Origin of the sequence: Streptococcus oralis ATCC 49296, from assembly GCF_000185265.1 — a bacterium.
GTDB lineage: Bacteria > Bacillota > Bacilli > Lactobacillales > Streptococcaceae > Streptococcus > Streptococcus oralis_BC.
The window spans coordinates 1-25,778 of record NZ_GL622183.1 but is presented as its reverse complement, the minus strand read 5'-3'; the positions used below and the strand labels follow the sequence as shown (position 1 = coordinate 25,778).

The 25,778-nt window shown below is 39.5% G+C and carries 28 protein-coding genes and 1 tRNA gene; 26 read left to right on the top strand and 3 right to left on the bottom strand.

Annotation, left to right across the window (positions count from 1 at the left end; all coding sequences use genetic code 11):
• The first annotated feature begins 105 nt into the window (after window positions 1-105).
• The 6 genes from rbfA (at window position 106) to HMPREF8578_RS02440 (ending at window position 3,674) form a co-directional block, all read left to right on the top strand.
• On the top strand, window positions 106-456 hold the full coding sequence (rbfA, locus tag HMPREF8578_RS02470; RefSeq protein ID WP_001273601.1) for a 30S ribosome-binding factor RbfA: 351 nt from the start codon (window positions 106-108) through the stop codon (window positions 454-456).
• A gap of 161 nt (window positions 457-617) precedes the next feature.
• The gene (locus tag HMPREF8578_RS02465; protein WP_000840376.1) at window positions 618-1,397 is read left to right on the top strand and encodes a hypothetical protein; all 780 of its coding nucleotides are present in this window, start codon (window positions 618-620) and stop codon (window positions 1,395-1,397) included.
• A 1-nt stretch (window position 1,398) separates the two neighbouring features.
• The gene (locus tag HMPREF8578_RS02460) at window positions 1,399-1,581 is read left to right on the top strand and encodes a hypothetical protein (protein WP_000505784.1); all 183 of its coding nucleotides are present in this window, start codon (window positions 1,399-1,401) and stop codon (window positions 1,579-1,581) included.
• Window positions 1,582-1,842: 261 nt separating this feature from the next.
• Window positions 1,843-2,076, top strand: a complete 234-nt coding sequence (locus HMPREF8578_RS02450; RefSeq protein WP_000368739.1) for a DUF1858 domain-containing protein — start codon at window positions 1,843-1,845, stop codon at window positions 2,074-2,076.
• Window positions 2,076-3,410 carry a DUF438 domain-containing protein gene (locus tag HMPREF8578_RS02445; RefSeq protein WP_000752864.1) on the top strand — a complete coding sequence of 445 codons (1,335 nt, stop codon included), beginning with the start codon at window positions 2,076-2,078 and terminating at the stop codon, window positions 3,408-3,410. Before HMPREF8578_RS02450 ends, HMPREF8578_RS02445 begins: the two co-directional genes overlap by 1 nt.
• A 9-nt stretch (window positions 3,411-3,419) precedes the next feature.
• Window positions 3,420-3,674: a DUF1912 family protein gene (locus HMPREF8578_RS02440; RefSeq protein ID WP_000119710.1), complete on the top strand. Its 255-nt coding sequence runs from the start codon at window positions 3,420-3,422 to the stop codon at window positions 3,672-3,674.
• Between the two features lie 42 nt (window positions 3,675-3,716).
• Here HMPREF8578_RS02440 and HMPREF8578_RS02435 read toward each other — a convergent pair whose 3' ends face one another.
• Window positions 3,717-4,022, bottom strand: coding sequence for a DUF898 family protein (locus HMPREF8578_RS02435; protein WP_001058554.1), 306 nt, complete (start codon window positions 4,020-4,022; stop codon window positions 3,717-3,719).
• Window positions 4,023-4,240: 218 nt separating this feature from the next.
• Between HMPREF8578_RS02435 and HMPREF8578_RS02430 the strand changes: the two genes are divergently transcribed.
• From HMPREF8578_RS02430 to HMPREF8578_RS02345, 18 genes are all read left to right on the top strand, one after another.
• Window positions 4,241-4,636 carry a helix-hairpin-helix domain-containing protein gene (locus HMPREF8578_RS02430; RefSeq protein ID WP_000038704.1) on the top strand — a complete coding sequence of 132 codons (396 nt, stop codon included), beginning with the start codon at window positions 4,241-4,243 and terminating at the stop codon, window positions 4,634-4,636.
• A gap of 277 nt (window positions 4,637-4,913) precedes the next feature.
• Window positions 4,914-5,471, top strand: a complete 558-nt coding sequence (locus tag HMPREF8578_RS02425) for a GNAT family N-acetyltransferase (RefSeq protein ID WP_000196237.1) — start codon at window positions 4,914-4,916, stop codon at window positions 5,469-5,471.
• A 3-nt stretch (window positions 5,472-5,474) separates the two neighbouring features.
• Window positions 5,475-6,386, top strand: a complete 912-nt coding sequence (locus tag HMPREF8578_RS02420) for a hypothetical protein (RefSeq protein WP_000713229.1) — start codon at window positions 5,475-5,477, stop codon at window positions 6,384-6,386.
• Complete coding sequence (locus tag HMPREF8578_RS02415) at window positions 6,383-9,031, top strand: valine--tRNA ligase (protein ID WP_000661540.1); 2,649 nt, start codon at window positions 6,383-6,385, stop codon at window positions 9,029-9,031. Before HMPREF8578_RS02420 ends, HMPREF8578_RS02415 begins: the two co-directional genes overlap by 4 nt.
• A 78-nt stretch (window positions 9,032-9,109) precedes the next feature.
• Window positions 9,110-10,492: an Eco57I restriction-modification methylase domain-containing protein gene (locus tag HMPREF8578_RS02410; RefSeq protein ID WP_000410577.1), complete on the top strand. Its 1,383-nt coding sequence runs from the start codon at window positions 9,110-9,112 to the stop codon at window positions 10,490-10,492.
• Between the two features lie 10 nt (window positions 10,493-10,502).
• Complete coding sequence (locus tag HMPREF8578_RS02405) at window positions 10,503-12,902, top strand: ATP-binding protein (protein ID WP_000818170.1); 2,400 nt, start codon at window positions 10,503-10,505, stop codon at window positions 12,900-12,902.
• A 1-nt stretch (window position 12,903) separates the two neighbouring features.
• Window positions 12,904-13,539 (top strand): response regulator receiver domain, encoded by a 636-nt coding sequence (locus HMPREF8578_RS02400; RefSeq protein ID WP_000459767.1) that lies wholly within the window; start codon window positions 12,904-12,906, stop codon window positions 13,537-13,539.
• Window positions 13,539-14,147 (top strand): HNH endonuclease signature motif containing protein, encoded by a 609-nt coding sequence (locus HMPREF8578_RS02395; RefSeq protein WP_001106785.1) that lies wholly within the window; start codon window positions 13,539-13,541, stop codon window positions 14,145-14,147. Before HMPREF8578_RS02400 ends, HMPREF8578_RS02395 begins: the two co-directional genes overlap by 1 nt.
• 335 nt (window positions 14,148-14,482) lie before the next feature.
• Window positions 14,483-15,073, top strand: a complete 591-nt coding sequence (rpoE, locus tag HMPREF8578_RS02390) for a DNA-directed RNA polymerase subunit delta (protein ID WP_000418418.1) — start codon at window positions 14,483-14,485, stop codon at window positions 15,071-15,073.
• Window positions 15,074-15,388: 315 nt separating this feature from the next.
• A complete protein-coding gene (locus tag HMPREF8578_RS02385) occupies window positions 15,389-16,996 on the top strand; it encodes a CTP synthase (RefSeq protein ID WP_000105253.1) in 1,608 nt (535 codons plus the stop codon).
• A 174-nt stretch (window positions 16,997-17,170) separates the two neighbouring features.
• Entirely contained in the window at window positions 17,171-17,470 is a 300-nt protein-coding gene (locus HMPREF8578_RS02380; RefSeq protein WP_002875970.1) for a DUF4651 domain-containing protein, read from the top strand.
• On the top strand, window positions 17,467-17,784 hold the full coding sequence (locus tag HMPREF8578_RS02375) for a thioredoxin family protein (protein WP_000632566.1): 318 nt from the start codon (window positions 17,467-17,469) through the stop codon (window positions 17,782-17,784). Before HMPREF8578_RS02380 ends, HMPREF8578_RS02375 begins: the two co-directional genes overlap by 4 nt.
• A 14-nt stretch (window positions 17,785-17,798) precedes the next feature.
• Window positions 17,799-18,425, top strand: coding sequence for a YtpR family tRNA-binding protein (gene ytpR / locus HMPREF8578_RS02370; protein ID WP_000578272.1), 627 nt, complete (start codon window positions 17,799-17,801; stop codon window positions 18,423-18,425).
• 41 nt (window positions 18,426-18,466) lie between these two features.
• Window positions 18,467-19,228: an SDR family NAD(P)-dependent oxidoreductase gene (locus HMPREF8578_RS02365; RefSeq protein WP_001107793.1), complete on the top strand. Its 762-nt coding sequence runs from the start codon at window positions 18,467-18,469 to the stop codon at window positions 19,226-19,228.
• A 77-nt stretch (window positions 19,229-19,305) separates the two neighbouring features.
• A complete protein-coding gene (locus HMPREF8578_RS02360; RefSeq protein ID WP_000282462.1) occupies window positions 19,306-19,701 on the top strand; it encodes a single-stranded DNA-binding protein in 396 nt (131 codons plus the stop codon).
• Window positions 19,702-19,856: 155 nt separating this feature from the next.
• Window positions 19,857-20,141: a co-chaperone GroES gene (gene groES, locus HMPREF8578_RS02355; RefSeq protein ID WP_000917312.1), complete on the top strand. Its 285-nt coding sequence runs from the start codon at window positions 19,857-19,859 to the stop codon at window positions 20,139-20,141.
• A gap of 15 nt (window positions 20,142-20,156) precedes the next feature.
• Window positions 20,157-21,779 carry a chaperonin GroEL gene (gene groL, locus HMPREF8578_RS02350; protein WP_000031550.1) on the top strand — a complete coding sequence of 541 codons (1,623 nt, stop codon included), beginning with the start codon at window positions 20,157-20,159 and terminating at the stop codon, window positions 21,777-21,779.
• 124 nt (window positions 21,780-21,903) lie between these two features.
• Window positions 21,904-22,671 carry an epoxyqueuosine reductase QueH gene (locus HMPREF8578_RS02345; protein WP_000567575.1) on the top strand — a complete coding sequence of 256 codons (768 nt, stop codon included), beginning with the start codon at window positions 21,904-21,906 and terminating at the stop codon, window positions 22,669-22,671.
• 68 nt (window positions 22,672-22,739) lie between these two features.
• Here the strand turns inward: HMPREF8578_RS02345 and ntdP are convergent, their stop codons facing one another.
• Both ntdP and recX read right to left on the bottom strand, forming a co-directional pair.
• Entirely contained in the window at window positions 22,740-23,273 is a 534-nt protein-coding gene (gene ntdP, locus HMPREF8578_RS02340; protein WP_000775318.1) for a nucleoside tri-diphosphate phosphatase, read from the bottom strand.
• Between the two features lie 88 nt (window positions 23,274-23,361).
• Complete coding sequence (recX, locus tag HMPREF8578_RS02335) at window positions 23,362-24,138, bottom strand: recombination regulator RecX (RefSeq protein WP_000705063.1); 777 nt, start codon at window positions 24,136-24,138, stop codon at window positions 23,362-23,364.
• 37 nt (window positions 24,139-24,175) lie between these two features.
• On the opposite strand from recX, the gene rlmD reads away from it, so the two are divergent.
• Both rlmD and HMPREF8578_RS02325 read left to right on the top strand, forming a co-directional pair.
• Entirely contained in the window at window positions 24,176-25,537 is a 1,362-nt protein-coding gene (gene rlmD, locus HMPREF8578_RS02330) for a 23S rRNA (uracil(1939)-C(5))-methyltransferase RlmD (RefSeq protein WP_001050257.1), read from the top strand.
• 66 nt (window positions 25,538-25,603) lie between these two features.
• Window positions 25,604-25,675: transfer RNA gene (locus HMPREF8578_RS02325), tRNA-Glu, on the top strand.
• Window positions 25,676-25,778 lie beyond the last annotated feature (103 nt).

The following is a 25,778-nucleotide window of genomic DNA, read 5'->3' as shown; positions in this document are numbered from 1 at the left end:
TCTAAGGCTTGTTTCCTAGATTCAAATGGCTCTAGTTCCTCTATCTAATAAAAATAGCTAGGTCTGCTGGCCTAGCTTTTGGTTCAAAGTAGAGAAAGGAATATCATGGCAAATCATTTCCGTACGGATCGTGTGGGCATGGAAATCAAGCGCGAAGTCAATGAGATTTTGCAAAAGAAAGTCCGTGATCCGCGTGTCCAAGGTGTGACCATTACAGATGTTCAGATGCTAGGTGACTTGTCTGTTGCCAAGGTTTACTACACCATTTTGAGTAACCTTGCTTCGGATAACCAAAAAGCTCAAATCGGGCTTGAAAAAGCAACTGGTACCATCAAACGTGAACTTGGTCGCAATTTGAAATTGTACAAAATCCCAGATTTAACCTTCGTCAAAGACGAGTCCATAGAATATGGAAACAAGATTGACGAGATGCTACGCAATCTGGATAAGAATTAAGAAAGAGGGGGAACCCTCTTTTTTGTTACTGGAGTGCCAGATATGACGAGGCAATAATCTGTAAAAAAGAAAGTTAAACAAATGATTTTTTTGAAAAGGCTTTATATTTTTCTTATAGTATGATATGATAAGATGTGAAAAAAAGAAATAAGGAGATTGAAATGGCTGAACAAGATCTAGCTATGCAAGTATTGGAACAAGTGGTGAAACTACCTGTTGTGAAAGTTGATCGTTCAAAATTTTTAGTGGACAAGTTTTCTAAAGAATTAGATCCGAAGGATATCTCAACATTATTGGAGCAGGGTCCTTCTAGCTTGCTATCTCAGGAAATCTTAGATAGAGTTGCTAATGCTTGTATTATGGATAATGTCTTGCTGGCCAGTGGGACCTCGGTTTTAGCAGGCCTACCTGGAGGTCTTGCCATGGCAATTACCATACCAGCAGATGTAGCTCAATTTTATGCTTTTTCATTAAAATTAGCTCAAGAATTGGGATATATTTACGGTTACGATGACCTTTGGGCTTCTCGTGATGAATTAAGTGAGGATGCTCAAAATACCCTCTTGCTATATCTTGGTGTCATGCTTGGGGTAAATGGTACAGCTGCCTTGCTTCGAGCAGGAGGTGTTGCTGTTGCTAAGCAAGTGATGAAAACTGTTCCTCAGAAAGCCTTGACAAAGACGCTCTGGTATCCAATTTTGAAAAAAGTTTTGAAAATTTTTGGTGTCAATCTGACAAAAGGAGGCCTAGCCAAAGGAATGGGGAAATTCATTCCTATCCTAGGTGGTATTATTTCAGGTGGCTTAACCTTTGCGACCATGAAACCGATGGGGGAAAGCTTGCAACAGGAGTTATCTAAATTAGTTAACTATAATGAAGAACAATATCAAGAAGACATAGAAACTATCCGAAAAGAAGCTGAAATCATCGAAGGTGAGTAATATGGGATTCATTAAAATTCTGACCAAGACTTACGGGAATTACTTTTTTGTGATGCAAAGCGTCAAAGTTCTGAAGAACATGAAAAAAGACGACAATGCTCTAGTAGGTTTCGGGAAAGTACTGCTTGCTGACAAGTTGATGGATGTAGCCCAGTGGCTCGCAAAACCAGATGATAAGGAATAACTTGAAATGAAAGAAACTAGCAGGAACTCTTCTGCTAGTTTTTTAATCTCTCCCCATATGGTATAATATAAGCAGTAAAATCATTTTATACTCTTCGAAAATCTCTTCAAACCACGTCAGCTTCACCTTGCCGTAGGTATGATTACTGACTTCGTCAGTTCTATCCACAACCTCAAAACACTGTTTTGAGCAACCTGCGGCTAGCTTCCTAGTTTGCTCTTTGATTTTCATTGAGTATTAGAACATACAATGGAGGTCGTCATGGACAATATCATCGATGTGTCAATACCCGTTGCAGAAGTGGTAGACAAGCACCCAGAAGTTTTGGAAATCCTAGTGGAGCTGGGTTTTAAACCACTTGCTAATCCCTTGATGCGCAATACAGTCGGTCGCAAAGTATCGCTCAAACAGGGTTCTAAGCTCGAAGGAACTCCTATGGACAAGATTGTCCGCACACTGGAAGCGAATGGCTACGAAGTGATTGGATTAGACTAATGGCAGATGAACGGATTCATATCCTACGGGATATTTTGCTAGAATTGCACAATGGCGCCTCTCCCGAGTCGGTTCAGGAGCGTTTTGATGCGACCTTTACGGGTGTTTCAGCCATCGAGATTTCCCTCATGGAGCACGAGCTGATGAACTCAGACTCAGGTGTCACCTTTGAAGATGTCATGGAGCTCTGTGATGTCCATGCCAATCTTTTTAAAAACGCTGTTAAGGGCGTCGAAGTAGAGGACACCGAGCATCCTGGCCACCCCGTTCGCGTCTTTAAGGATGAAAATCTGGCCCTCCGTGCGGCCTTGATTCGCATTCGGAGATTGTTAGATACCTATGAGTCTATGGAAGACGAGGAAATGCTGGCAGAGATGCGCAAGGGCTTGGTCCGTCAAATGGGGCTTTTGGGGCAATTTGACATCCACTACCAGCGCAAGGAAGAGCTCTTTTTCCCCATCATGGAGCGCTATGGTCACGATTCACCTCCAAAAGTTATGTGGGGAGTGGATGATCAGATTAGGGAACTCTTTCAAACAGCTCTAGCGACGGCTAAGGCACTACCAGAAGTGGCGATTTCCACTGTAAAGGAGGCCTTTGAAGCTTTTGCGACAGAGTTTGAAAGTATGATTTTCAAGGAAGAGTCCATCCTCCTCATGATTCTCCTTGAGTCTTTCACCCAGGATGATTGGATTCAGATTGCGGAGGAGAGCGATGCCTACGGCTATGCCATCATTCGCCCGTCAGAGAAATGGGTTCCGGAGCGTCAAAGTTTCGTTGAGGAAAAGAGCGCAGAGGAGCCTGTGCAGCTAGACACGGCTGAAGGTCAAGTTCAGCAAGTCATCGATACACCAGAAGGCCAGTTCACCATTACCTTTACCCCTAAGGAAAAGGAAGCAGTGCTGGACCGTCATAGTCAACAGGCTTTTGGCAATGGCTATCTCTCCGTCGAGCAGGCCAACCTCATCCTCAATCACCTCCCTATGGAGATCACTTTTGTCAATAAAGACGATATTTTCCAGTATTATAATGACAATGCGCCGGCTGATGAGATGATTTTCAAACGGACGCCGTCCCAAGTCGGGCGCAATGTAGAACTCTGCCATCCGCCCAAGTATCTAGAAAAGGTGAAGGCCGTTATGAAAGGTCTTCGTGAAGGTAAAAAGGACAAGTATGAGATGTGGTTCAAGTCAGAGTCGCGAGGCAAGTTTGTCCACATCACCTATGCCGCAGTACACGATGAAAACGGAGAATTCCAAGGCGTGCTAGAGTATGTTCAGGATATCCAGCCCTACCGAGAGATTGATACGGACTATTTCCGTGGATTAGAATAAGGAGAATCAATGAGTTACGAACAGGAATTTATGAAGGAATTTGAGGCCTGGGTTAATACCCAGATCATGATCAACGACATGGCGCACAAAGAAAGTCAAAAAGTTTACGAAGAAGACCAAGACGAGCGTGCCAAAGATGCCATGATTCGCTACGAAAGTCGCTTGAATGCTTATCAGTTCTTGCTTGGAAAGTTTGAAAATTTCAAGGCGGGCAAGGGATTTCATGATTTGCCAGAAGGATTGTTTGGTGAGAGAAACTACTAATCGTTACAAATCAAAAAGTGCGTATGAACGCACTTTTTCTGTTTATACGTGATGTGTGTGTTTGGTAATCCATTGTTCCATTTTGATATGCAACCAGAATGAATAGATGCCCAAGGTGATGATGGTGAGCAAGAACCACTTGATCCAGTTCCCGAATAATTGAGAACCTGTTCCGTCAAAATAAAGGCGACGTCCATCGATGACAGTATGCTTAACCTTCCAGTTTTGCATCATACAAACTGCCCAAGGCGTAGCGATTCCAGCAGTAAAGCCCATGATAAGCATGGCTAGGATAGCATGTCCAACGTAGCTCAAAAGACCACCGTCAAAGTAACTTTCGTTATTCATATTGTTCTCCTTATCAGCTTTTTACGTGAATCAGTCTTGCACATTACTGCATATTTTATCAAGAAGTCGAATCATTGTCAAATTAGTTTGAAAGGAAAAAACGGCCAGATTTTTAAGGGTAATCTTGTTTCCTTTCTTGATTTTTTGCCAAAATCTTGATAGAATATCTTTATTAAATCCTTGTCAGAGCAGGGATTTTTTATTGAAAGGATTTTATCATGTCAAAGAAACTCCAACGTAAAAAACAATTGCGAAATAGCCTTCGTCGTTCAGGTGCATTTTCAAGTACGGTGACCAAAGTTGTCGAAGAGACCAAGAAAGTCGTGAAACAAGCAGAAAAATCTGCCAGCCAAGCAGGAAAAGTTGTCTCTAAAAAAGTGGAACAAGCAGTAGAAGCGACCAAGGAACAGGCTCAAAAAGTGGCGAATTCAGTAGAAGATTTCGCAGCTACTTTGGGTGGCCTCTCAGTAGATCGCGCTAAGACTTTCTATGATGAAGGAATCAAGTCTGCGTCAGATTTCAAAAACTGGACTGAAAAAGAACTCCTTGCCTTGAAAGGAATCGGACCAGCTACCATTAAGAAATTGAAAGAAAACGGCATCAAGTTCAAGTAATTTTTCTTGTCCCTTGCATTTCCGTCAAAAACTTGCTACAATAAAGCCATTAGAGGTGTTTTGAATCCCACATTTTACAGAAAGTGGCGGTGCTGAGAAGTCCACAAATGTGTCAAAACTGGTTGCTGATGGATGAAAAATGAAATAATATTGTCTTTTTATTATAAAGACGAGAGTTGCGGGCTCTGCCCGAAATTGGGTGGTACCGCGGATAAGCACATTCGTCCCTGTCATGTAGATGGCAGGGGCGATTTTTTGTAGAAAGCGAGGTAGAAGGATGACAAGAGCAACATTGCCAGAACGTTTAGAAACCGAACGGCTAGTCTTGCGAGTCCGTACCGTGGCTGATGTTGTGGATATCTTTGACTATGCCAGCAGGCCAGAAGTTTCCAACCCAGCAGGCTTTCCGCCCGTCAAGAGCTTGGAAGATGAGATTTATTATCTGGAGCATATTCTGCCCGAGCGTAATGAAAAGAACGATCTTCCAGCGGGCTATGGAATTGTCGCTAAAGGAACCGATAAGGTCATCGGCTCTGTTGATTTCCCTCGTCGTCACGAGGATGATGTCTTGGAGATTGGCTATATCTTACATCCAGACCATTGGGGTCTAGGTTATGTTCCAGAAGCAGCGCATGCCTTGATTGACCTAGCTTTTAAAGAACTGGGTCTTCATAAGATTGAACTGACTTGCTTTGGGTATAACCTTCAAAGTCAACGAGTCGCAGAGAAACTTGGCTTTACCTTAGAAGCTCGAATCCGAGACCGTAAAGATGCCCAAGGCAACCGCTGTGACGATTTGAGATACGGCTTGCTGAGGAGTGAGTGGGAGGAATAGTAAATGAAAAAATTTTTTACAGAGTTATTAAAGAATATTTTTTGGCGTCATATCCTTTCATTTGCTGGAATAATTTTCATAATCTATAGTATTCCGAAAGCTAATTACTTTATTATAAAATATCTATTACTTTTAGTTATGGTAATGTTATCTATCTCATACTTTGCTTTATCAAATTATTATAAGCTGGATAGAAAAAATGATGGGGACAAACCTGCATTAGTTATAAGAGCTATAGTATCTATATTCTTATGGATTGTAATACTCGCTTGGATACAAATATTACTTTCATCTTTTAACATAAATTTAGATGAACAGTTTATGGAGATTTGCTCTCTTTTATTAGCTTTCTTATTAATTGTTTCTCTCTTAGCAATAATAATTGGGATAAAGTTTCGAACTCTTCTAGTTCTTATGATGGTTCTTCTTCCAATCTTATTGTTGCTGGGAGCATTTGATATCAAATGGTGGGCTTTGGTTACTGGTTTTATAACATTGTGGAATTTTATTAATTCAGAGGACTTTCTCACATATTTAAGAGGTGGTAAAAAATTAGAAAATGTTCCAAAAGAGTTAAAATATAAGTGGTCAATAAATAAATTTGTTATTTATATCCTTACGTTTTTATTTTACTTTTCTCTGATAATATCCTCGTTCTTTGAAAAGAAAAACCCATGTTATTTTGAAGATTATTTAAGTAACGGGGCAACAAGAGTATATTCAATGTTATTTCTTGTAGTATCAATGATAATATTATTTGGTATACTCTTTGGCTATTATTATCTATTGAATCAGAAAACAGAAGAAGGACGGGTAGCCAAATTTTTATTAAATATAGGTAAAAAAATAGGTTTAGACAAGTTTAACAGTACTATAAAATTATATGTAAAAGCAAAAAAAGGAGAATTAAAATGAAAGAACTTTCACCTAAATATAATCCAGCCGAGGTTGAGGCTGGGCGTTACCAAAAATGGCTTGAGGAAGATGTTTTCAAGCCTTCAGGCGATCAAAAGGCTAAGCCTTATTCAATCGTCATTCCACCACCAAATGTAACTGGGAAACTTCACCTTGGTCACGCTTGGGATACAACCTTGCAGGATATCATTATCCGTCAAAAACGTATGCAAGGTTTTGATACGCTCTGGCTTCCAGGGATGGACCACGCGGGAATTGCGACTCAAGCTAAGGTTGAGGAGCGTTTGCGTGGTGAGGGTATTACGCGTTACGACCTCGGTCGTGAAAAATTCCTCGATAAAGTTTGGGAATGGAAAGACGAATATGCCACTACCATCAAGGAACAATGGGGCAAGATGGGGCTCTCTGTAGACTACTCTCGTGAGCGTTTCACCCTTGACGAAGGTTTGTCGAAAGCTGTTCGTAAGGTCTTTGTGGACCTATACAAGAAAGGTTGGATCTATCGTGGTGAGTTTATCATCAACTGGGACCCAGCAGCTCGCACAGCCCTTTCTGATATCGAAGTTATCCACAAGGATGTTGAAGGTGCCTTCTACCACATGAATTACATGCTTGAAGACGGATCTCGCGCCCTTGAAGTTGCGACAACTCGTCCTGAGACCATGTTTGGGGACGTTGCGGTTGCGGTCAATCCAGAAGACCCACGCTACAAGGACTTGATTGGAAAAAATGTCATCCTTCCAATCGCTAATAAATTGATTCCAATCGTTGGGGATGAACACGCTGACCCTGAGTTTGGTACTGGTGTCGTGAAAATCACGCCTGCCCATGATCCAAACGACTTCTTAGTTGGTCAACGCCACAACTTGCCACAAGTCAACGTGATGAACGACGACGGAACAATGAATGACTTGGCCTTCGAATTTGCAGGCATGGACCGCTTTGAAGCCCGTAAGGCAGTAGTTGCCAAGTTGGAAGAAATCGGTGCCCTCGTTAAAATCGAAAAACGTGTTCACAGCGTTGGTCACTCAGAACGTACTGGTGTTGTAGTTGAGCCACGCTTGTCTACTCAGTGGTTCGTCAAGATGGACCAATTGGCTAAGAATGCCATTGCCAACCAAGACACAGAGGACAAGGTAGAATTCTACCCACCTCGTTTCAACGATACCTTCCTCCAATGGATGGAAAATGTCCATGACTGGGTTATCTCTCGTCAGCTCTGGTGGGGTCACCAAATCCCTGCTTGGTACAATGCCGAGGGTGAAATGTACGTTGGCGAAGAAGCTCCAGAAGGTGACGGATGGACTCAGGACGAAGATGTCTTGGATACGTGGTTCAGTTCAGCCCTTTGGCCATTCTCTACTATGGGCTGGCCGGATGTCGACTCAGAAGACTTCAAACGTTATTATCCAACATCAACTTTGGTGACTGGTTATGATATTATTCCGTTCTGGGTGTCTCGGATGATTTTCCAAGGTTTGGAATTTACTGGCAAGTCGCCATTCAAAAATGCCTTGATTCATGGTCTCATTCGTGATGAGCAAGGACGCAAGATGTCGAAATCTCTTGGTAACGGGATTGATCCAATGGATGTTATTGATAAGTACGGAACAGATAGCCTTCGTTGGTTCCTTTCAAACGGTTCTGCACCAGGTCAAGACGTGCGCTTCTCTTATGAGAAAATGGATGCTTCATGGAACTTCATTAACAAGATCTGGAACATCTCTCGCTACATCCTCATGAACAATGAGGGTTTGACCCTTGACCAAGCAACTGCCAATGTGGAAAAAGTTGTTAACAAGGAAGCCGGAAACGTTACTGACCGCTGGATTCTCCACAACCTCAATGAAACGATCGGCAAAGTCACTGAAAACTTTGATAAGTTTGAGTTTGGTGTAGCTGGCCACATCCTCTACAACTTCATCTGGGATGAGTTTGCGGACTGGTACGTTGAGTTGACCAAGGAAGTTCTTTATAGCGATAACGAAGAAGAGAAAGTCATCACACGTTCTGTTCTCCTTTACACTTTGGACAAGATCCTTCGTCTCCTCCACCCAATCATGCCATTTGTGACAGAAGAAATCTTTGGACAAATCTCAGAAGGTTCTATCGTTACAGCGGAATACCCAACTGTCAACCCAGCCTTTGAAGACCTTGCGGCCCACACAGGTGTCGAAAGTCTTAAAGACCTGATCCGTTCTGTTCGGAATGCGCGTGCGGAAGTAAACGTTGCTCCAAGCAAGCCTATCACCATCCTTGTTAAGACAAGCGATAGCGACTTGGAAGCTTTCTTTAACAGCAATGTCAACTACATCAAACGCTTCACAAATCCAGAACACTTGGAGATCGCATCCAACATCCCTGCACCTGAGCTCGCTATGTCAAGTGTCATCACAGGAGCAGAAATCTACTTGCCACTGGCAGACCTCCTCAATGTCGAAGAAGAACTGGCTCGTCTCGACAAGGAACTAGCTAAATGGCAAAAAGAACTGGATATGGTCGGTAAGAAGCTCTCTAACGAACGCTTCGTAGCCAACGCCAAACCAGAAGTCGTCCAAAAAGAACGCGACAAACAAGCCGACTACCAAGCTAAATACGACGCGACCGTCGCACGTATTGATGAGATGAAGAAACTCGTGAAATAAACACAGAAACCTCGGTAATTTGCTGGGGTTTTTGGTATAATAAATAAAACGTTAGAAAGCGATCTATAAATAACGAATATGGAAAAATTCCAAGTTTTTACCCCTGAAAAATATGTTCATTTTATGCTTGATAAGGTAGAATATGATGGGAAAAATATACTTAAAAAATATTTTTTAGAGAATTCTGTAGGTGAAGGAAATATTTTGTGTGTAGCAATTAAAAGATACATTGAAGTAGCACTTAAGTACAGATATTCCATTTCATCCATAAAATCTGATTTAGAAAAATACTTTGTTGCTTTTGAAATTGACCATCAATTAAAGGAAAATTGTTTAAAAAACTTAGATAATATTGCTTTGGAATACGGAATTCAAGAGGTAAACTGGCAAATTCTTTCTGATGATTATTTAAGATACAATCTTAAAATGAGATTTGATTTTATTGTTGGTAATCCTCCATACATCACCTATCAAGAACTTAATTTTCTGGATAGAAAATTCTTAAAAAACAATTTTATATCTTGTAAAAAAGGTAAGTTTGATTATTGTTATGCTTTTATTGAAAAGAGTTTACTAGATTTAAAAAAAACAACAGGAAAAATGTGTTATCTAATCCCTAATAGCATATTTAAAAATGTTTTTGCTGAAAATCTAAGAGAAATTTTTAAAAAGAATATTCTACAATTAATTGACTATAGACATACGCATATTTTTGGAAAAATTTTAACATCATCAGCAATTATAGTTATTGACAATTCTAGGATAAGTAAATACTTAGAATATATTGATAGTGATTTTAACAAATCTTTTCTTATAAAAAAAGAAGATTTGGGATCTAAATGGTATTTTATTGAGAATATCGAATTTAAAGCCAATCAGTTAACCTTTGGAGAGTTATTTAAAGTCTCAAACAGCGTAGCTACATTGTCTAATAAGGTATTTATAATTCCTGAGCCGGAAAATTTGGACTTAGAGGATGAAATTTTAAAACCTGCGGCTAGTCCAAGAAAGTTATCGAAAAATATTATAGATAAAATTATTTTCCCATATAAATTTGTAAATAATGAACTTATGAGATATTCGGGAGAAGAATTTGAAATAAAATTTCCTAAAGCAACTAGATATCTTAGAGGATGGAAAGAGGTTTTAGATAATAGAAAATCTGATGGGGAATGGTTTGAGTATGGCCGCTCACAAGGCTTAAAATTCATGAATCAAGAAAAATTAATGATTTCATCGGTAATTACTGAGAAAATAAATGTATACGAGTTAGATTCTCAGACAATACCATATTCAGGATTTTATATTATTCCAATAGCGGAAGAAGGACTAGATTATGCAAGAAATATTCTTGAATCAGAAGATTTTTATAATTATATAGAAACTAGAGCAATTAATGCGAGTGGTAAATCAATCCGTATATCTGTGAATGATATAAAAAACTATCCAATAAGATTATGAGGGATAAACAATGGCTGAAATTGTGAAAAAAGTGAGCTTTAAATCAACAACCAGAACTGTAAATCTTTTAGGGAGAGATAATGTACTAGATTACAGAAGTGCAATATTGGAATTAGTAAAAAATAGTTACGATGCATTTTCGAATCAAGTAAATATTCGAATAATTGGAAAAGATGTAATTATTAATGAAAGAAAAGACAAGAGAGCTACTTCTTTAGAAATAATTGACTACGGTCAAGGGATGAGTTTGGATAAAATCATTAATGTCTTTTTCACATTAGGGACTGATGATAAGACTTATATTACTTCAATAAAACACCTAGATTCTGAACGTGTGATGAATGGTTCTATGGGAATAGGAAGATTATCACTTGGTAGACTTGGGAATATAAGCTGTGTTATTACTTCAAATGGTAGTGAAGCATATAGATTTAGTATAAATTGGAATAACTTCATAACAGGGAAAGCTTTAGATACTGTAAAAGTAAATATTGAACAATTATCATTGAATGAGTTCATTTCAGAGTATACAAATAGAGGTTTAGAAAACCCAAAATGTTCAGGAACAATTTTAATAGCCAGTGAGTTGAAAGATGAATGGTTACTATCAGATAAGGGGCAGTCAGGAACAAATTATTCTTTGTTGAAGCTTACCTTAAATAAGTTAAAAAACCCCCTTAAATTAGAGAAGTCAGGCGAATTTAGAATTATATTAGACTACTTTGAAGAAAAAGAAGAAATAGAGCCATCTTTATCCGATGTTTCAACAGATGCGGAGGTTTCTTTTGTCTTTTCACATGATAGTGATATGTTAGTTTTAGATGGATATTTTGATGAAATTGATATTAATCAGTTACCACCAGATTTTGTAAATGCGAAATTTGATAAATTAAAAGACTACATTCAAGATAATAATGGTAGAAAGAGAAATAGATATCATTTTGAAAGAGAATTCAAAATTTCAGAGTATGTTACTGATAATATGCCTAATAATCCTATAGGCGATTTTGATGGAGTTCTCTATTTTACAAAGAAAACAGGTTCTAATAAATATCCTTTTTTAAAGAAACCAGCAATGGGAACAAATACTGTTGATATTGAACCTGGAATTCTATTGTATCGAGATGGTTTTAGGATTAGACCATACGGAGAGATTGATACTATAGGATTTGATTGGCTAGGAATTGAAAATGAGCGTGCAAAAAACCCAGCTGGGGTTGCCCGTAGTGGTTATATTATGCAAGCCAATCAATTAAGTGGTTATGTAAATATCACTAAGGAAAAGAATGGTGGTTTCGAAGATCAAGCCAATCGCGAAGGTTTAAAAAATAGTGCGGAATTTGAATATCTTGAAAGTATTATTTTTAGAATTGTAAAAGATTTTTCTTCAATACGTTCAGAAATTATTATTTTGTATAATGATTTTTTAAAAGAGCAAGCAAATGTACAACATTTTAGTGAAGAAGGGAAAAAAACAAAGAAAAAATTAGATAGTCTTGTTAATAAACACCAAGGTAACTTAAAAGAATTATATCAAGATCCAGAATATGAAGCATTGGTCTCTAATCCACAATCATTATTTGAAATGTATTCATTACAGGATACCACGGCTGAAGAAAATAGTTCACTTGTTAGCGAGAGTGATACATTACGAACTATGGCGACTCAAGGTATTGTTATGTCAACTTTTGCGCATCAAATTAAGAATGATAAGATGTTCTTTAAAATGATTCCTCAAAATTTAAAAGATACAGGAGATTATTATTCAAAACTTTTTAAGTCTGATTTTCATAACATTGAGAAACGATATAATTTATATGACTTTTCAGAGGCGGTTGAGCGAAAGGCAACCAATATACTAGGATTCATAGAAAGTAGTGTTAATAATCCGACGAGGGATAAGAAAGAAAAAATTAATCTACCTTCTTATCTTTTTAAAGTCTATTCTTGGTGGGATAATTCAATTAAAGATAATTTTTATTCATATGACTATTTGGTTAATGGTAAATCTTCTTTAGAGGAATTACCTGAGAAAATAAAAAAAGTTTATGTTTATGCAAGCGAGACGCAGTTAGATAGTATTTTCCTAAATTTAATAACTAATTCTTATAAAAGTTTTAAATCTCCAAATAAAATTAATCATAGAGTTATCAATATTGCTTTAGAAGTTGTTGATGATGTACTTATTAGCATTACTTATAAAGATAATGGCAATGGTTTAAATAAGAAAATTGAAAAGTCAGATATGATTTTTGAGCCATATAAATCTTATAATAAAGGTGGAACTGGTATGGGGATGTCAATTTTATCTTCAGTTATATCTAATCTAAAAGGAGATAAAGAATTGCTGTCTAAGCCTGGTGAAAGAGGGTTTAAAATTAAAATGACCTTAAAAGGTGGAATAAAATAGAATGTTTGATAAAAAAATAATTTATTATATTGATGATGATGAAGATACTATTTATACATTAGGAGAATTGGAGAAAAAATTTTCTAAAAAGGGCTATAGTATTGAGTTTTTGGGAGTAATAAATGAAGAATCTAAGGAAAAGTTCTTGGAAAAACTGTATTCACAAGAAAAATATGGAATTATTTTGGATTATGATTTAACTAATAGTAACATTTATGGTGATGCTATTGAATTATGGCAAACTATTAAAAAGCAAAATCCACTTTTTCCTGTTTGTATATATACTTCACATAGTGATGATGTCCAAATTGATTCGTCAGTAGAGAAAAAATTTTCTAAAGATGGATACTCTCTGAATGGAGAGGTATTCACTAAGGAAGATGAAATAGATAGTATGTTAGAATATATTGATGAGCAAGTTAAATTAGGGATAGAAAACATCAATACACTAGAGAGAGTAAATCAAGGTTTAAAGAAATCAGATGCTTTTTCAACGGAAGTAGCAATTAATGAAACTAAAATAGAACATCAATTTTCTATTAATCAGCCTCGACTCTTAAATGATGATGTTGCTGATCGTTTAGACAGTTTAATAGAAAAGGCTTATAAAATTATTGATGAATCGGGAGATGTATAGTGAATTATATCAGGAAATTATATAAGCAAGATTATAGAGGATTTGAATCTTTACCACATAGACGAGAAAATGTTATTGAAAAGTATTCTGTTAAAAGTCAGAGATCATTATTAAAAGAATATTTAGTGGAAGACTTTGAAGGGAAGTGTATATATTGTGGGTGGAATTGTAAGCGATATGGTGCAGCTAGTTTCCATATAGAACATATTAAAAGTCAAATAGACAATAAAGCGTTAATAGATGACTATAATAATTTGGCATTAAGTTGTCCAATATGTAATACAACCAAAAATAAAAAACCTCTTCCTTCTAATTTGGATCCTTTAGGTGAAGAGTATAAAAAATTATTTTATAGAAATAATAGAGGAGCGATTGTAACGAATAATGATATCTCAGAAGTGCAAAGAAGTTTGGCGGAGAAGTATATAAAAACTTTAGGATTATCTAAAGAATTATATAAGTTAGACTATGTCTATTCTTCACTTAATATTATTAAACGTAAATCTAATCAGTCAGAACAAAAAAATGAATCATTAATTTGTAGTATTACAGAAGTATTAGATTTTATAGATGATAACTATTTTCGAAATAGCCAACTGAAATTTTAATTTAATTAATTTTGATATCAAAACAGATCGAGACTAATATCTCTAAGGAAATTTATCTTACTATATAACAAATTATGTAAGTTCGAACCGCTCTGAGAAGTACAACATTGCAGCTTAATTTTCATACATTATCTCATCGAATTCATCTGGATTGACACTGAAAACCCACCCATCGACACAATTGGCTGGGTAGCAAAGAAATAAAAAGTCCTGTCACTTTCCCCCATTTAACCTTTGACTATTCCGCAAAATTATCGTACAATAAAGAGTACATGATAAAATGAGGTCAGAGTCTGTTCGCTCTGGCGATAGTAGTAAAAATGAGGAGAAACGCTTTGGAATTAGAAGTATTTGCTGGGCAAGAAAAAAGTGAACTATCTATGATTGAGGTAGCGCGTGCTATCTTGGAACTTCGTGGTCGCGATCATGAGATGCATTTTAGCGATCTTGTAAACGAAATTCAAAACTACCTTGGAACATCAAACAGCGATATCCGCGAAGCTTTGCCTTTGTTCTACACAGAGTTGAACTTTGACGGTAGCTTCATCTCACTTGGGGACAACAAATGGGGTCTTCGTTCATGGTATGGTGTGGACGAAATCGACGAAGAAATCATCGCTCTTGAAGAAAGTGACGACGATGAAGTAGCACCAAAAGCTAAGAAAAAACGTGTCAATGCCTTTATGGATGGTGATTCAGATGCCATTGACTACAATGCAGATGATCCAGAAGACGAAGATGCATACGAAGCAGACCCAGCTCTTTCATATGATGATGAAAATCCAGATGATGAGAAAAATGAAGTGGAAGCTTATGATGCGGAAATCAACGAAATCGCCCCTGATGACTTGGGTGAAGACGTGGATCTCAACGAAGAAGACGACGAGTTTTCTGACGATGAAGCTGAAACGAGTGAAGAAGAGTAAAAGACTTCACAGAGGAGATCGCCTGATCTCCTTTTTTGTTCCTTGAGCGTGTTGCCCGTTTGAATGCGGATCTTTAGTTTTTTTCTGAAAACAATCTCCTTTTTTGATCTTTTACCAATTCGGGTTGACAAATGATCTGCTTTGAGGTATTATATTGTTCGGGCACCTCTTTTAGAGGTCGGGGCTCCCTAGTTACTAGGGAGCTGTTTTTGTTTTTTCAGGAAGTTTTCTTGAAATGTCGTTATTCATAAGGGTCTTGTTTTCTATCTCCCCTCGTAGTTAACAAGACCTTGAGCATTTTAGAAAGAGGAATTTATGTCTACGAAATATATTTTTGTAACTGGTGGTGTGGTGTCGTCTATTGGGAAAGGGATTGTCGCAGCAAGTCTGGGGCGTCTCTTGAAAAATCGTGGTCTCAAAGTAACCATTCAGAAGTTTGACCCTTATATCAATATCGATCCGGGAACCATGAGTCCTTACCAGCACGGAGAAGTCTTTGTGACAGATGATGGGGCTGAGACAGATTTGGACTTGGGGCACTATGAACGTTTCATCGATATCAATCTCAACAAATATTCCAACGTGACAACTGGTAAAATTTACAGTGAAGTTCTTCGTAAGGAGCGCCGTGGCGAGTACCTTGGGGCAACTGTTCAAGTTATTCCTCATATCACAGATGCTTTGAAAGAAAAAATCAAGCGTGCCGCTCTAACGACCGACTCTGATGTCATTATCACAGAGGTTGGTGGAACAGTTGGGGATATCGAGTCCTTGCCATTTTTAGAGGCTCTTCGTCAGATGAAGGCAGATGTGGGTGCGGATAATGTTATGTATATCCACACAACCTTGCTTCCTTATCTCAAGGCTGCAGGTGAGATGAAGACCAAGCCAACTCAACATTCTGTAAAAGAATTACGCGGTTTGGGAATCCAGCCAAATATGTTGGTCATTCGTACAGAAAAACCAGCTGGTCAAGGCATTAAAAACAAACTAGCTCAGTTTTGTGACGTGGCACCAGAAGCCGTTATCGAGTCTTTGGATGTCGAACACCTTTACCAAATTCCATTGAACTTGCAGGCACAAGGTATGGACCAAATTGTTTGTGACCATTTGAAACTAGATGCACCAGCAGCGGATATGACAGAGTGGTCAGCCATGGTGGACAAGGTCATGAACCTGAAAAAACAAGTTAAGATTTCCCTCGTTGGTAAGTATGTGGAGTTGCAAGATGCCTACATCTCAGTGGTTGAAGCCTTGAAACACTCTGGTTATGCCAACGACGCAGAAGTGAAGATTAATTGGATCAATGCCAATGATGTGACAGCAGAGAATGTAGCAGAGCTCTTGTCTGATGCGGACGGAATCATCGTACCAGGAGGTTTTGGCCAACGTGGTACGGAAGGGAAAATCCAAGCCATCCGTTATGCGCGTGAAAATGATGTTCCAATGTTGGGAGTCTGCTTGGGAATGCAGTTGACTTGTATCGAGTTTGCTCGTCACGTTTTAGGGCTTGAAGGTGCCAATTCTGCAGAACTTGCACCAGATACAAAATACCCTATCATTGATATTATGCGTGACCAGGTTGATGTTGAGGATATGGGTGGCACCCTTCGTTTGGGACTTTATCCATCTAAGTTGAAACGTGGCTCTAAAGCAGCGGCTGCTTATCATAATCAAGAAGTGGTGCAACGCCGTCACCGTCACCGTTATGAGTTTAACAACGCCTTTCGTGAACAGTTTGAGGCAGCAGGTTTTGTCTTTTCAGGAGTTTCTCCAGACAATCGTTTGGTAGAAATTGTGGAAATTCCTGAAAATAAATTCTTTGTGGCTTGTCAATATCACCCTGAACTTTCCAGCCGTCCAAATCGCCCAGAAGAACTCTACACTGCCTTTGTTACTGCAGCAGTTGAGAACAGCAATTAGCAAAATCAGAACCTTTGAGAACAATCTCAGAGGTTTTTTATTCATTCAGGAAAATCTTGCTAACTCAGGCGCTTGCCAATAAGAATCAGAAGTTTTCTTTCCACAGTAATGGAAGAGATTTTCCTTGCTCATATACGGCTTCCCTATTTGTCCTAGAGCCCTTTTTGTGTTACAATGAATGGTATGAAAGCTAAGAAATTATGGATGACTGGCTTGACTGTGGCTGGTCTAAGTGCCCTTGCTTTAGGGGCTAAAAAAGCAGCAGATAACCACAAACTCATGAAGACGCAAGAAGAGTTGACCGCTATCGTGCGCGAACTTTTCTCAGATATGGGTGAGATTGCGACTCTCTATGTTCAAGTCTACGAAAGTAGCCTAGAGCGACTTGTCGGAGGAGTCATTTTCGAGGATGGCCGTCATTACACCTTTGTCTATGAAAATGAAGACCTGGTCTATGAGGAGGAAGTCTTATGATTACTCCCAATAGTATAGAAGAACTAGCAGGTTTTGTCGAGCAAGATGGCAAGAAGGTCTTTCTTTTTGTGGCGGACTGGTGTGGCGATTGTCGTTATATCTATCCTGCCTTGCCAGAGATTGAGGAGACAAATCCAGAGTTCACATTTATTCGAGTGGACCGTGACCAGTACATGGATCTAGCCAAACTCTGGGATGTGTACGGGATTCCTAGCCTTGTTGTGCTAGAAAAGGACAAGGAAATCGGCCGATTTGTCAATCGCGACCGTAAAAGCAAGCAACAAATTAACGACTTTTTAGCAGAACTGAAATAGGAGAAAAGGAAAGAATGATTTTTACATATAATAAAGAGCATGTTGGCGATGTCCTTATGATCATCGTGAAAAACAGCGGAGATGCCAAACTAGACGTGGAGCGCAAAGGCAAAGTAGCCCGTGTTTTCCTCAAAGATAATGGGGAAACAGTAGCTTGGAATATTTTCGAAGTTTCAAGTTTGTTCGAAATTGCAGAGCGCGGTCAAGTCTTTTTGACAGATGAGCAAGTAGCACGTTTGAACCAAGAATTGCAGGCGGAAGGATTTACAGAAGAAATTGTCAATGACAAGGAACCTAAGTTTGTTGTTGGTGAGATTGTTGAGATGGTAGCCCATCCAGATAGCGACCACCTCAACATCTGTCAAGTGGCCGTTGCAAGTGATAAGACAGTGCAAATCGTTGCAGGGGCTCCCAATGCGCGTGTTGGGTTGAAAACCATTGTAGCTCTTCCTGGAGCTATGATGCCAAAAGGCAATCTCATTTTCCCAGGCGAACTTCGTGGTGAAAAGAGTTTTGGTATGATGTGCAGCCCTCGTGAACTTGCCTTGCCAAATGCTCCGCTAAAACGTGGGGTTATTGAATTATCAGAAGACCAAGTTGTCGGAACTCCATTTGACCCAGCCAAACACTGGACGGCCTAGGAAATTGTCGGTATTTGATAGACCAGATAGAGGGGGATAAGATGGCGAAAAATGTAGTGATTACAGGAGCGACCTCAGGAATCGGTGAAGCGATTGCGCGTGCTTATCTGGAGCAGGGGGAGAATGTCGTTCTAACAGGGCGACGGACAGACAGACTAGAGACTCTCAAGTCAGAGTTTGCAGAAACTTTTCCTAATCAAACCGTTTGGACCTTTCCACTGGATGTCACGGATATGACCATGGTCAAGACTGTCTGCTCCGATATTTTGGAAACGATAGGGCAGATTGATATATTAGTCAATAACGCTGGACTAGCTCTTGGCTTGGCTCCCTATCAAGACTATGAAGAATTGGATATGCTGACCATGTTGGATACCAACGTCAAGGGTTTGATGGCAGTTACTCGCTGTTTCTTGCCTTCTATGGTAGCAGCCAATCAAGGTCATATTATCAATATGGGATCGACCGCAGGAATCTATGCCTATGCTGGGGCAGCTGTTTACTCAGCCACCAAGGCTGCGGTCAAGACTTTTTCAGATGGTTTGCGAATTGATACCATCGTAACGGATATCAAGGTGACCACTATTCAGCCAGGAATTGTCGAAACAGATTTTTCTGCGGTACGTTTCCACGGTGACAAAGAGCGTGCTGCAACCGTCTATCAGGGAATTGAGGCCCTGCAAGCTCAAGACATCGCAGACACAGTTGTCTATGTGACCAGTCAACCCCGTCGTGTGCAGATTACAGATATGACTATTATGGCCAATCAACAGGCGACTGGATTTATGGTTCATAAAAAGTAAAAAATTTTCCTCGAAAAGTTACAAATTTCTGTAACTTTTTTGATTTCCTACGAATAGATAAGTAGGAGGAAGAAAATATGTATAATAAAGTTATCATGATCGGGCGCTTGACGTCTACACCAGAATTGCACAAAACCAACAATGACAAGTCAGTAGCGCGAGCAACTATCGCTGTGAATCGTCGTTACAAAGACCAAAACGGTGAACGTGAAGCTGATTTTGTCAATCTTGTTCTTTGGGGGAAATTGGCTGAAACCTTGGCAAGTTACGCAACTAAAGGTAGTCTTATCTCTGTGGATGGAGAACTTCGTACCCGTCGTTTTGAGAAAAATGGTCAGACTAACTATGTGACCGAAGTTCTCGTGACAGGATTCCAACTCTTGGAAAGCCGCGCCCAACGTGCCATGCGTGAAAATAACGCAGGTCAAGACTTAGCAGATTTGGTCTTGGAAGAGGAAGAATTGCCATTTTAAGCATAGAAGAGCCTGAGTCAATCTCAGGCTTTTTATCTTGAGAAAGTCAGACTTTTTTCTTGACTATTTCTGACCAAGTGATACAATAGAACTATAAATTAGCACTCATATATAAAGAGTGCTAATAATATGTAGTTTATCATGGAGGAAAACAGATGTTGAAACCATTAGGAGACCGTGTGGTCTTGAAAATCGAAGAAAAAGAACAAACTGCTGGAGGCTTTGTCCTTGCGGGCTCAGCCCAAGAAAAAACAAAAACAGCCCAAGTTGTAGCTACTGGACAAGGGGTTCGTACCTTGAACGGTGACTTGGTTGCTCCAAGCGTTAAGGCTGGAGACCGTGTCTTAGTTGAAGCCCACGCTGGTATTGATGTCAAAGATGGCGATGAAAAGTACATCATCGTTGGCGAAGCTAACATCTTGGCTATCATTGAAGAATAGAAGGAGAAAGTAAGTATGTCAAAAGAAATTAAATTTTCATCTGATGCTCGTTCAGCGATGGTCCGTGGTGTAGATATCCTTGCAGACACTGTTAAAGTAACCTTAGGACCAAAAGGTCGTAATGTTGTGTTGGAAAAATCATTTGGCTCACCTTTGATTACCAATGACGGTGTGACCATTGCCAAAGAAATCGAGTTGGAAGACCATTTTGAAAATATGGGTGCCAAATTGGTATCAGAAGTAGCTTCAAAAACAAATGATATCGCAGGTGACGGGACTACGACTGCAACTGTCTTGACCCAAGCTATCGTCCGCGAAGGAATCAAAAACGTTACTGCGGGTGCCAACCCAATCGGTATTCGTCGTGGGATTGAAGCTGCAGTTGCCGCAGCTGTAGAAGCCTTGAAAAACAATGCCATTCCTGTTGCCAACAAAGAAGCCATCGCTCAGGTTGCCGCTGTATCTTCTCGTTCTGAAAAAGTCGGCGAATACATCTCTGAAGCTATGGAAAAAGTTGGCAAGGATGGAGTCATCACCATTGAAGAGTCACGTGGTATGGAAACAGAACTTGAAGTTGTTGAAGGAATGCAGTTTGATCGCGGTTACCTTTCACAGTACATGGTGACAGATAGCGAAAAAATGGTCGCTGACCTTGAAAATCCTTACATTTTGATTACTGACAAGAAGATTTCCAATATTCAAGAAATCTTGCCACTTCTAGAAAGCATTCTCCAAAGCAACCGTCCGCTCTTGATTATTGCGGATGATGTAGATGGCGAAGCTCTTCCAACTCTTGTATTGAACAAGATTCGTGGAACCTTCAACGTAGTAGCAGTTAAGGCCCCTGGCTTTGGTGACCGTCGTAAGGCTATGTTAGAAGACATCGCTATCTTGACAGGCGGAACAGTCATCACAGAGGATCTTGGTCTTGAGTTGAAAGACGCTACTATTGAGGCGCTAGGTCAAGCAGCGAGAGTAACTGTGGACAAAGATAGCACTGTTATCGTAGAAGGTGCTGGAAATCCTGAAGCCATTTTCCACCGTGTTGCGGTTATCAAGTCTCAAATCGAAACAACAACTTCTGAATTTGACCGTGAAAAATTGCAAGAACGCTTGGCAAAATTGTCAGGTGGTGTCGCAGTCATCAAGGTCGGAGCTGCAACTGAAACTGAGTTGAAAGAAATGAAACTCCGCATTGAAGATGCCCTCAACGCTACTCGTGCAGCCGTTGAAGAAGGAATCGTTGCAGGCGGTGGAACTGCTCTTGCCAATGTCATTCCAGCCGTAGCTGATTTGGAATTGACAGGAGATGAAGCAACAGGACGCAATATTGTTCTCCGCGCCTTGGAAGAGCCTGTTCGTCAAATCGCCCACAATGCAGGATTTGAAGGATCTATTGTCATCGATCGTTTGAAAAATGCGGAAGTTGGTACAGGCTTCAACGCAGCGACTGGCGAGTGGGTCAACATGATTGAAGAGGGAATCATTGACCCAGTTAAAGTGAGCCGTTCTGCCCTTCAAAATGCAGCATCTGTAGCCAGCTTGATCTTGACAACAGAAGCAGTCGTAGCCAATAAACCAGAACCAGTTGCCCCAGCTCCAGCCATGGATCCAAGCATGATGGGCGGGATGATGTAAAATTAACTTATAAAAAAACCAAAGAAGGGAATGCATATCCCTTCTTTTTATGATAATCTCTTCTAAATAGATTTGAGCTCTCCTAACTTATATGATAAAATAAGACTAGAAAAAGGAGAAGAACATGATCGATGTAGAAGAAATTCTGAGCAAGATGAATCCTAATCAGAAGATTAATTATGACCGTGTTATGCAGAAAATGGTTCAAGTTTGGGAAAAAAATGAGCAACGTCCCACTATTCTCATGCATGTTTGCTGTGCTCCTTGTAGTACCTACACCCTAGAGTATCTGACCAAGTACGCGGATGTGACCATCTATTTTGCCAATTCTAACATCCATCCCAAGGCAGAATACCACAAGCGAGCTTACGTCACCAAGAAATTTGTCAGTGATTTAAATGAGAGGACAGGAAATACGGTCCAGTATTTAGAAGCGCCTTATGAACCCAATGAATACCGGAAGTTAGTCAGAGGACTGGAAGAAGAACCCGAAGGTGGTGACCGTTGCAAGGTTTGTTTTGATTACCGTTTGGATAAAACAGCACAGGTAGCTATGGACTTGGGCTTTGACTACTTTGGTTCAGCTTTGACCATCAGTCCCCATAAGAACTCTCAAACCATCAACAGCATCGGAATCGATGTGCAAAAGATTTACACCACCCACTATCTTCCAAGTGATTTCAAGAAAAATCAAGGCTATAAACGTTCAGTGGAGATGTGCGAGGAGTATGATATCTATCGTCAATGTTATTGTGGATGCGTCTATGCAGCTCAAGCTCAGAACATTGATCTTGTTCAGGTTAAGAAGAATGCCACAGCTTTCTTACTGGATAAGGATGTTGAAAAAGACTATTCCCATATCAAGTTTACTGTCACTAAATTAGATATATAGCAATTACCCAGCTTCCAGGCTGGGTTTTTCAAATAAAAAACCAGGGCTCTCACCCCGGTTTGACAACTTTACCGATTCTTTAGTTCTATGTAGCGTTTGTACCAAATGTTGACATAGGCCTCTGAGAAAGGACCGCGTCCATTGTTGATCCAATCAACAAGGATTTTAACATGCTCTTTCAAAATATAGTCTAAATCATCAGAATACTTCATTTTGCGTTTATGGCGCTCATACTCTTCAACGTCCAAGAGACGCTTTTCACCATCAGTGAAGACCTTGACATCCAAATCATAATCAATGTATTTCAGGGCTTCCTCATCTAGATAGTAAGGACTTGCCATATTGCAATAGTAGGAAATCCCATTATCGCGAATCATGGCAATGATATTAAACCAATATTTTTTGTGAAAGTAAACAATAGCCGGTTCTCGAGTCACCCAACGACGACCGTCACTTTCGGTAACAAGTGTGTGGTCGTTGACGCCGATAATGGCGTTCTCTGTTGTTTTTAGTACCATGGTGTCTCGCCAAGTACGGTGAAGACTCCCATCATGCTTATAACTTTGAATTGTAATAAAGTCGCCTTCTTTTGGAAGTTTCATAACTAACCAACTTTCTACAATTTATAAGTTTATCGTTTACTATTATATCATAAATCGGTCTAATTTTTTTGAATTTTACACGAAAATATTAAAGATATTCTCTGAGAGCGCTAGCTATATCCGAAAAATCATAGCCTTTTCGAGCTAAAACTTGAGTTAATCGTTGCTTTAGTTCGTAACCTTCATATTTGCGAGCATACTTAGCATATTGTTTGTCTAGCTCTTTAAAAATGAGTTCTTGAGTCGTTTCTTGGTCGACTTGGCTGTCCAAGTCATCAAAAGCACTTTTAGCATCAGAATAGGAGAAGCCTTTGTTCGTCAAGTTTTGAATGATCTTATCCTGCAAGGCACGAGCGGGAAGCTTTCCCGTGTATTTTTTTAGCAGTTTCTCCGCCACACGTTGAGCAACTTCTGTATAGTCAAAATCCTTTGAAACATCTTCTATCGTTGATTTGGCAATCCCTTTTTGAGACAGTTTTTGAGCTAGCACATAGGGTCCCTTATCTCCAGAAAGTTGATTTGCATTGATGATAGAGTAGGCATACTGACGATCATTAATCCAGTTATCTTCTTTAAGATTAGCGATAACTTGACTTGTGATTTTTTCATCAAGATCATACTTTTTGAGATACTCACGAACTTCCTTTTCGGTTCGAGCTTTAAATGATAGATGGTAGAGGGCGAGATTCTTACCATAAGAAAACTGAGCAAAGCCCTGAATCTCGGTCAATTCTTCAGCGCTAACCACCTTATCTTTAGACAACATAAAACGGACAATGGTATCCTCCGTGATATAAGAGGTTTGCTGTCCATCTAACTCCATCAAGTAGAGGCGTTTTTTCTTTTCAAGTTTTGTGATTTTCATAGTTCTATTATACCCTAAAATGTGATAAGATAGGGGTATGAATCTGAAAGTCAAACAAAAAATACATTTAAAAATCAAGCGGATGGGCATCAATGGTGAAGGAATCGGTTTCTACCAGAAAACCCTCGTTTTTGTGCCAGGCGCCCTCAAAGGAGAAGATATCTATTGTCAGATTACTTCTATTAAACGTAACTTTGTTGAAGCCAAATTACTAAAGGTTAATAAGAAGTCTAAATTTCGAGTCGTACCAGCTTGTACGATTTATAATGAATGTGGTGGTTGCCAAATCATGCACCTCCACTACGATAAACAGTTGGAGTTCAAAACGGATCTGCTCCGCCAAGCCCTGAAAAAATTTGCTCCTGCAGGATATGAAAACTATGAAATCCGTCCAACTATCGGAATGCAGGAACCAAAGTACTACCGTGCTAAGCTTCAATTCCAGACTCGAAAATTTAAAAATCAGGTCAAGGCAGGTTTGTATGAGCAAAACTCTCATTACCTCGTAGAGTTAAAAGACTGCTTGGTACAAGATAAGGAAACCCAAGTGATAGCGAATCGCCTAGCTGAACTTCTTACTTACCACCAAATTCCAATTACAGATGAGAGAAAAACGCTCGGTGTTCGCACCATCATGGTACGCAGAGCAAGAAAAACGGGGCAAGTCCAGATAATCATCGTCACGAATCGCCAGCTTAATTTGAATCAACTAGTCAAAGACCTAGTCAAGGATTTTCCAGAAGTCGTCACAGTTGCAGTCAATACAAATACAGCAAAAACAAGTGAAATCTATGGTGAAAAAACGGAAATTATCTGGGGCCAAGAGAGCATTCAAGAAGGAGTACTGGACTATGAGTTTTCTCTCTCGCCCCGAGCTTTTTATCAGCTTAATCCTGAGCAGACAGAAATTCTCTATAGTGAAGCAGTTAAAGCTCTGGATGTCAGCAAAGAGGATCATCTGATTGATGCCTATTGCGGTGTTGGGACGATCGGATTTGCCTTCGCAAAGAAGGTCAAGAGTCTCAGAGGAATGGATATTATTCCGGAAGCCATAGAAGATGCCAAGCGAAATGCTCAAAAAATGGGGTTTGACAATACCCATTACGAAGCGGGGACAGCAGAAGAGATTATTCCACGCTGGTATAAAGAAGGCTACCGAGCAGATGCCTTGATAGTCGACCCTCCTCGTACAGGCTTAGATGATAAGCTACTGGATACCATCCTGACCTATGTCCCAGAAAAAATGGTCTATGTTTCTTGCAATGTTTCGACCTTGGCACGAGATTTGGTTAAGCTGGTAAAAGTTTATGACCTCCAGTATATCCAGTCGGTCGATATGTTTCCCCACACTGCACGGACAGAAGCAGTGGTTAAGTTAGTGAAGAAAAGAAAAAATTAAATTCACTGAAAAAAGTCCTTGACAAAGGTAAAAAAGTAGGTATAATAGAAAGAGTTGAAAAGCTCAGGTCCGTTGGTCAAGGGGTTAAGACACCGCCTTTTCACGGCGGTAACACGGGTTCGAATCCCGTACGGACTATGGTGTATTGCGGTTAAAAAAACTTGAAAAAAGTTTAAAAAATCTGTTGACAGAGACAGATGGCTGTGATATACTAATATAGTTGTCGCTTGAGAGAATGAGT

Bases quoted from the DNA above. Each gene is read 5' to 3' on its own strand.
- rbfA (WP_001273601.1), top strand. From the start codon at position 106: ATGGCAAATCATTTCCGTACGGATCGTGTGGGCATGGAAATCAAGCGC.
- HMPREF8578_RS02465 (WP_000840376.1), top strand. From the start codon at position 618: ATGGCTGAACAAGATCTAGCTATGCAAGTATTGGAACAAGTGGTGAAA.
- HMPREF8578_RS02460 (WP_000505784.1), top strand. From the start codon at position 1,399: ATGGGATTCATTAAAATTCTGACCAAGACTTACGGGAATTACTTTTTT.
- HMPREF8578_RS02450 (WP_000368739.1), top strand. From the start codon at position 1,843: ATGGACAATATCATCGATGTGTCAATACCCGTTGCAGAAGTGGTAGAC.
- HMPREF8578_RS02445 (WP_000752864.1), top strand. From the start codon at position 2,076: ATGGCAGATGAACGGATTCATATCCTACGGGATATTTTGCTAGAATTG.
- HMPREF8578_RS02440 (WP_000119710.1), top strand. From the start codon at position 3,420: ATGAGTTACGAACAGGAATTTATGAAGGAATTTGAGGCCTGGGTTAAT.
- HMPREF8578_RS02435 (WP_001058554.1), bottom strand. From the start codon at position 4,022: ATGAATAACGAAAGTTACTTTGACGGTGGTCTTTTGAGCTACGTTGGA.
- HMPREF8578_RS02430 (WP_000038704.1), top strand. From the start codon at position 4,241: ATGTCAAAGAAACTCCAACGTAAAAAACAATTGCGAAATAGCCTTCGT.
- HMPREF8578_RS02425 (WP_000196237.1), top strand. From the start codon at position 4,914: ATGACAAGAGCAACATTGCCAGAACGTTTAGAAACCGAACGGCTAGTC.
- HMPREF8578_RS02420 (WP_000713229.1), top strand. From the start codon at position 5,475: ATGAAAAAATTTTTTACAGAGTTATTAAAGAATATTTTTTGGCGTCAT.
- HMPREF8578_RS02415 (WP_000661540.1), top strand. From the start codon at position 6,383: ATGAAAGAACTTTCACCTAAATATAATCCAGCCGAGGTTGAGGCTGGG.
- HMPREF8578_RS02410 (WP_000410577.1), top strand. From the start codon at position 9,110: ATGGAAAAATTCCAAGTTTTTACCCCTGAAAAATATGTTCATTTTATG.
- HMPREF8578_RS02405 (WP_000818170.1), top strand. From the start codon at position 10,503: ATGGCTGAAATTGTGAAAAAAGTGAGCTTTAAATCAACAACCAGAACT.
- HMPREF8578_RS02400 (WP_000459767.1), top strand. From the start codon at position 12,904: ATGTTTGATAAAAAAATAATTTATTATATTGATGATGATGAAGATACT.
- HMPREF8578_RS02385 (WP_000105253.1), top strand. From the start codon at position 15,389: ATGTCTACGAAATATATTTTTGTAACTGGTGGTGTGGTGTCGTCTATT.
- HMPREF8578_RS02380 (WP_002875970.1), top strand. From the start codon at position 17,171: ATGAATGGTATGAAAGCTAAGAAATTATGGATGACTGGCTTGACTGTG.
- HMPREF8578_RS02375 (WP_000632566.1), top strand. From the start codon at position 17,467: ATGATTACTCCCAATAGTATAGAAGAACTAGCAGGTTTTGTCGAGCAA.
- ytpR (WP_000578272.1), top strand. From the start codon at position 17,799: ATGATTTTTACATATAATAAAGAGCATGTTGGCGATGTCCTTATGATC.
- HMPREF8578_RS02365 (WP_001107793.1), top strand. From the start codon at position 18,467: ATGGCGAAAAATGTAGTGATTACAGGAGCGACCTCAGGAATCGGTGAA.
- HMPREF8578_RS02360 (WP_000282462.1), top strand. From the start codon at position 19,306: ATGTATAATAAAGTTATCATGATCGGGCGCTTGACGTCTACACCAGAA.
- groES (WP_000917312.1), top strand. From the start codon at position 19,857: ATGTTGAAACCATTAGGAGACCGTGTGGTCTTGAAAATCGAAGAAAAA.
- groL (WP_000031550.1), top strand. From the start codon at position 20,157: ATGTCAAAAGAAATTAAATTTTCATCTGATGCTCGTTCAGCGATGGTC.
- HMPREF8578_RS02345 (WP_000567575.1), top strand. From the start codon at position 21,904: ATGATCGATGTAGAAGAAATTCTGAGCAAGATGAATCCTAATCAGAAG.
- ntdP (WP_000775318.1), bottom strand. From the start codon at position 23,273: ATGAAACTTCCAAAAGAAGGCGACTTTATTACAATTCAAAGTTATAAG.
- recX (WP_000705063.1), bottom strand. From the start codon at position 24,138: ATGAAAATCACAAAACTTGAAAAGAAAAAACGCCTCTACTTGATGGAG.
- rlmD (WP_001050257.1), top strand. From the start codon at position 24,176: ATGAATCTGAAAGTCAAACAAAAAATACATTTAAAAATCAAGCGGATG.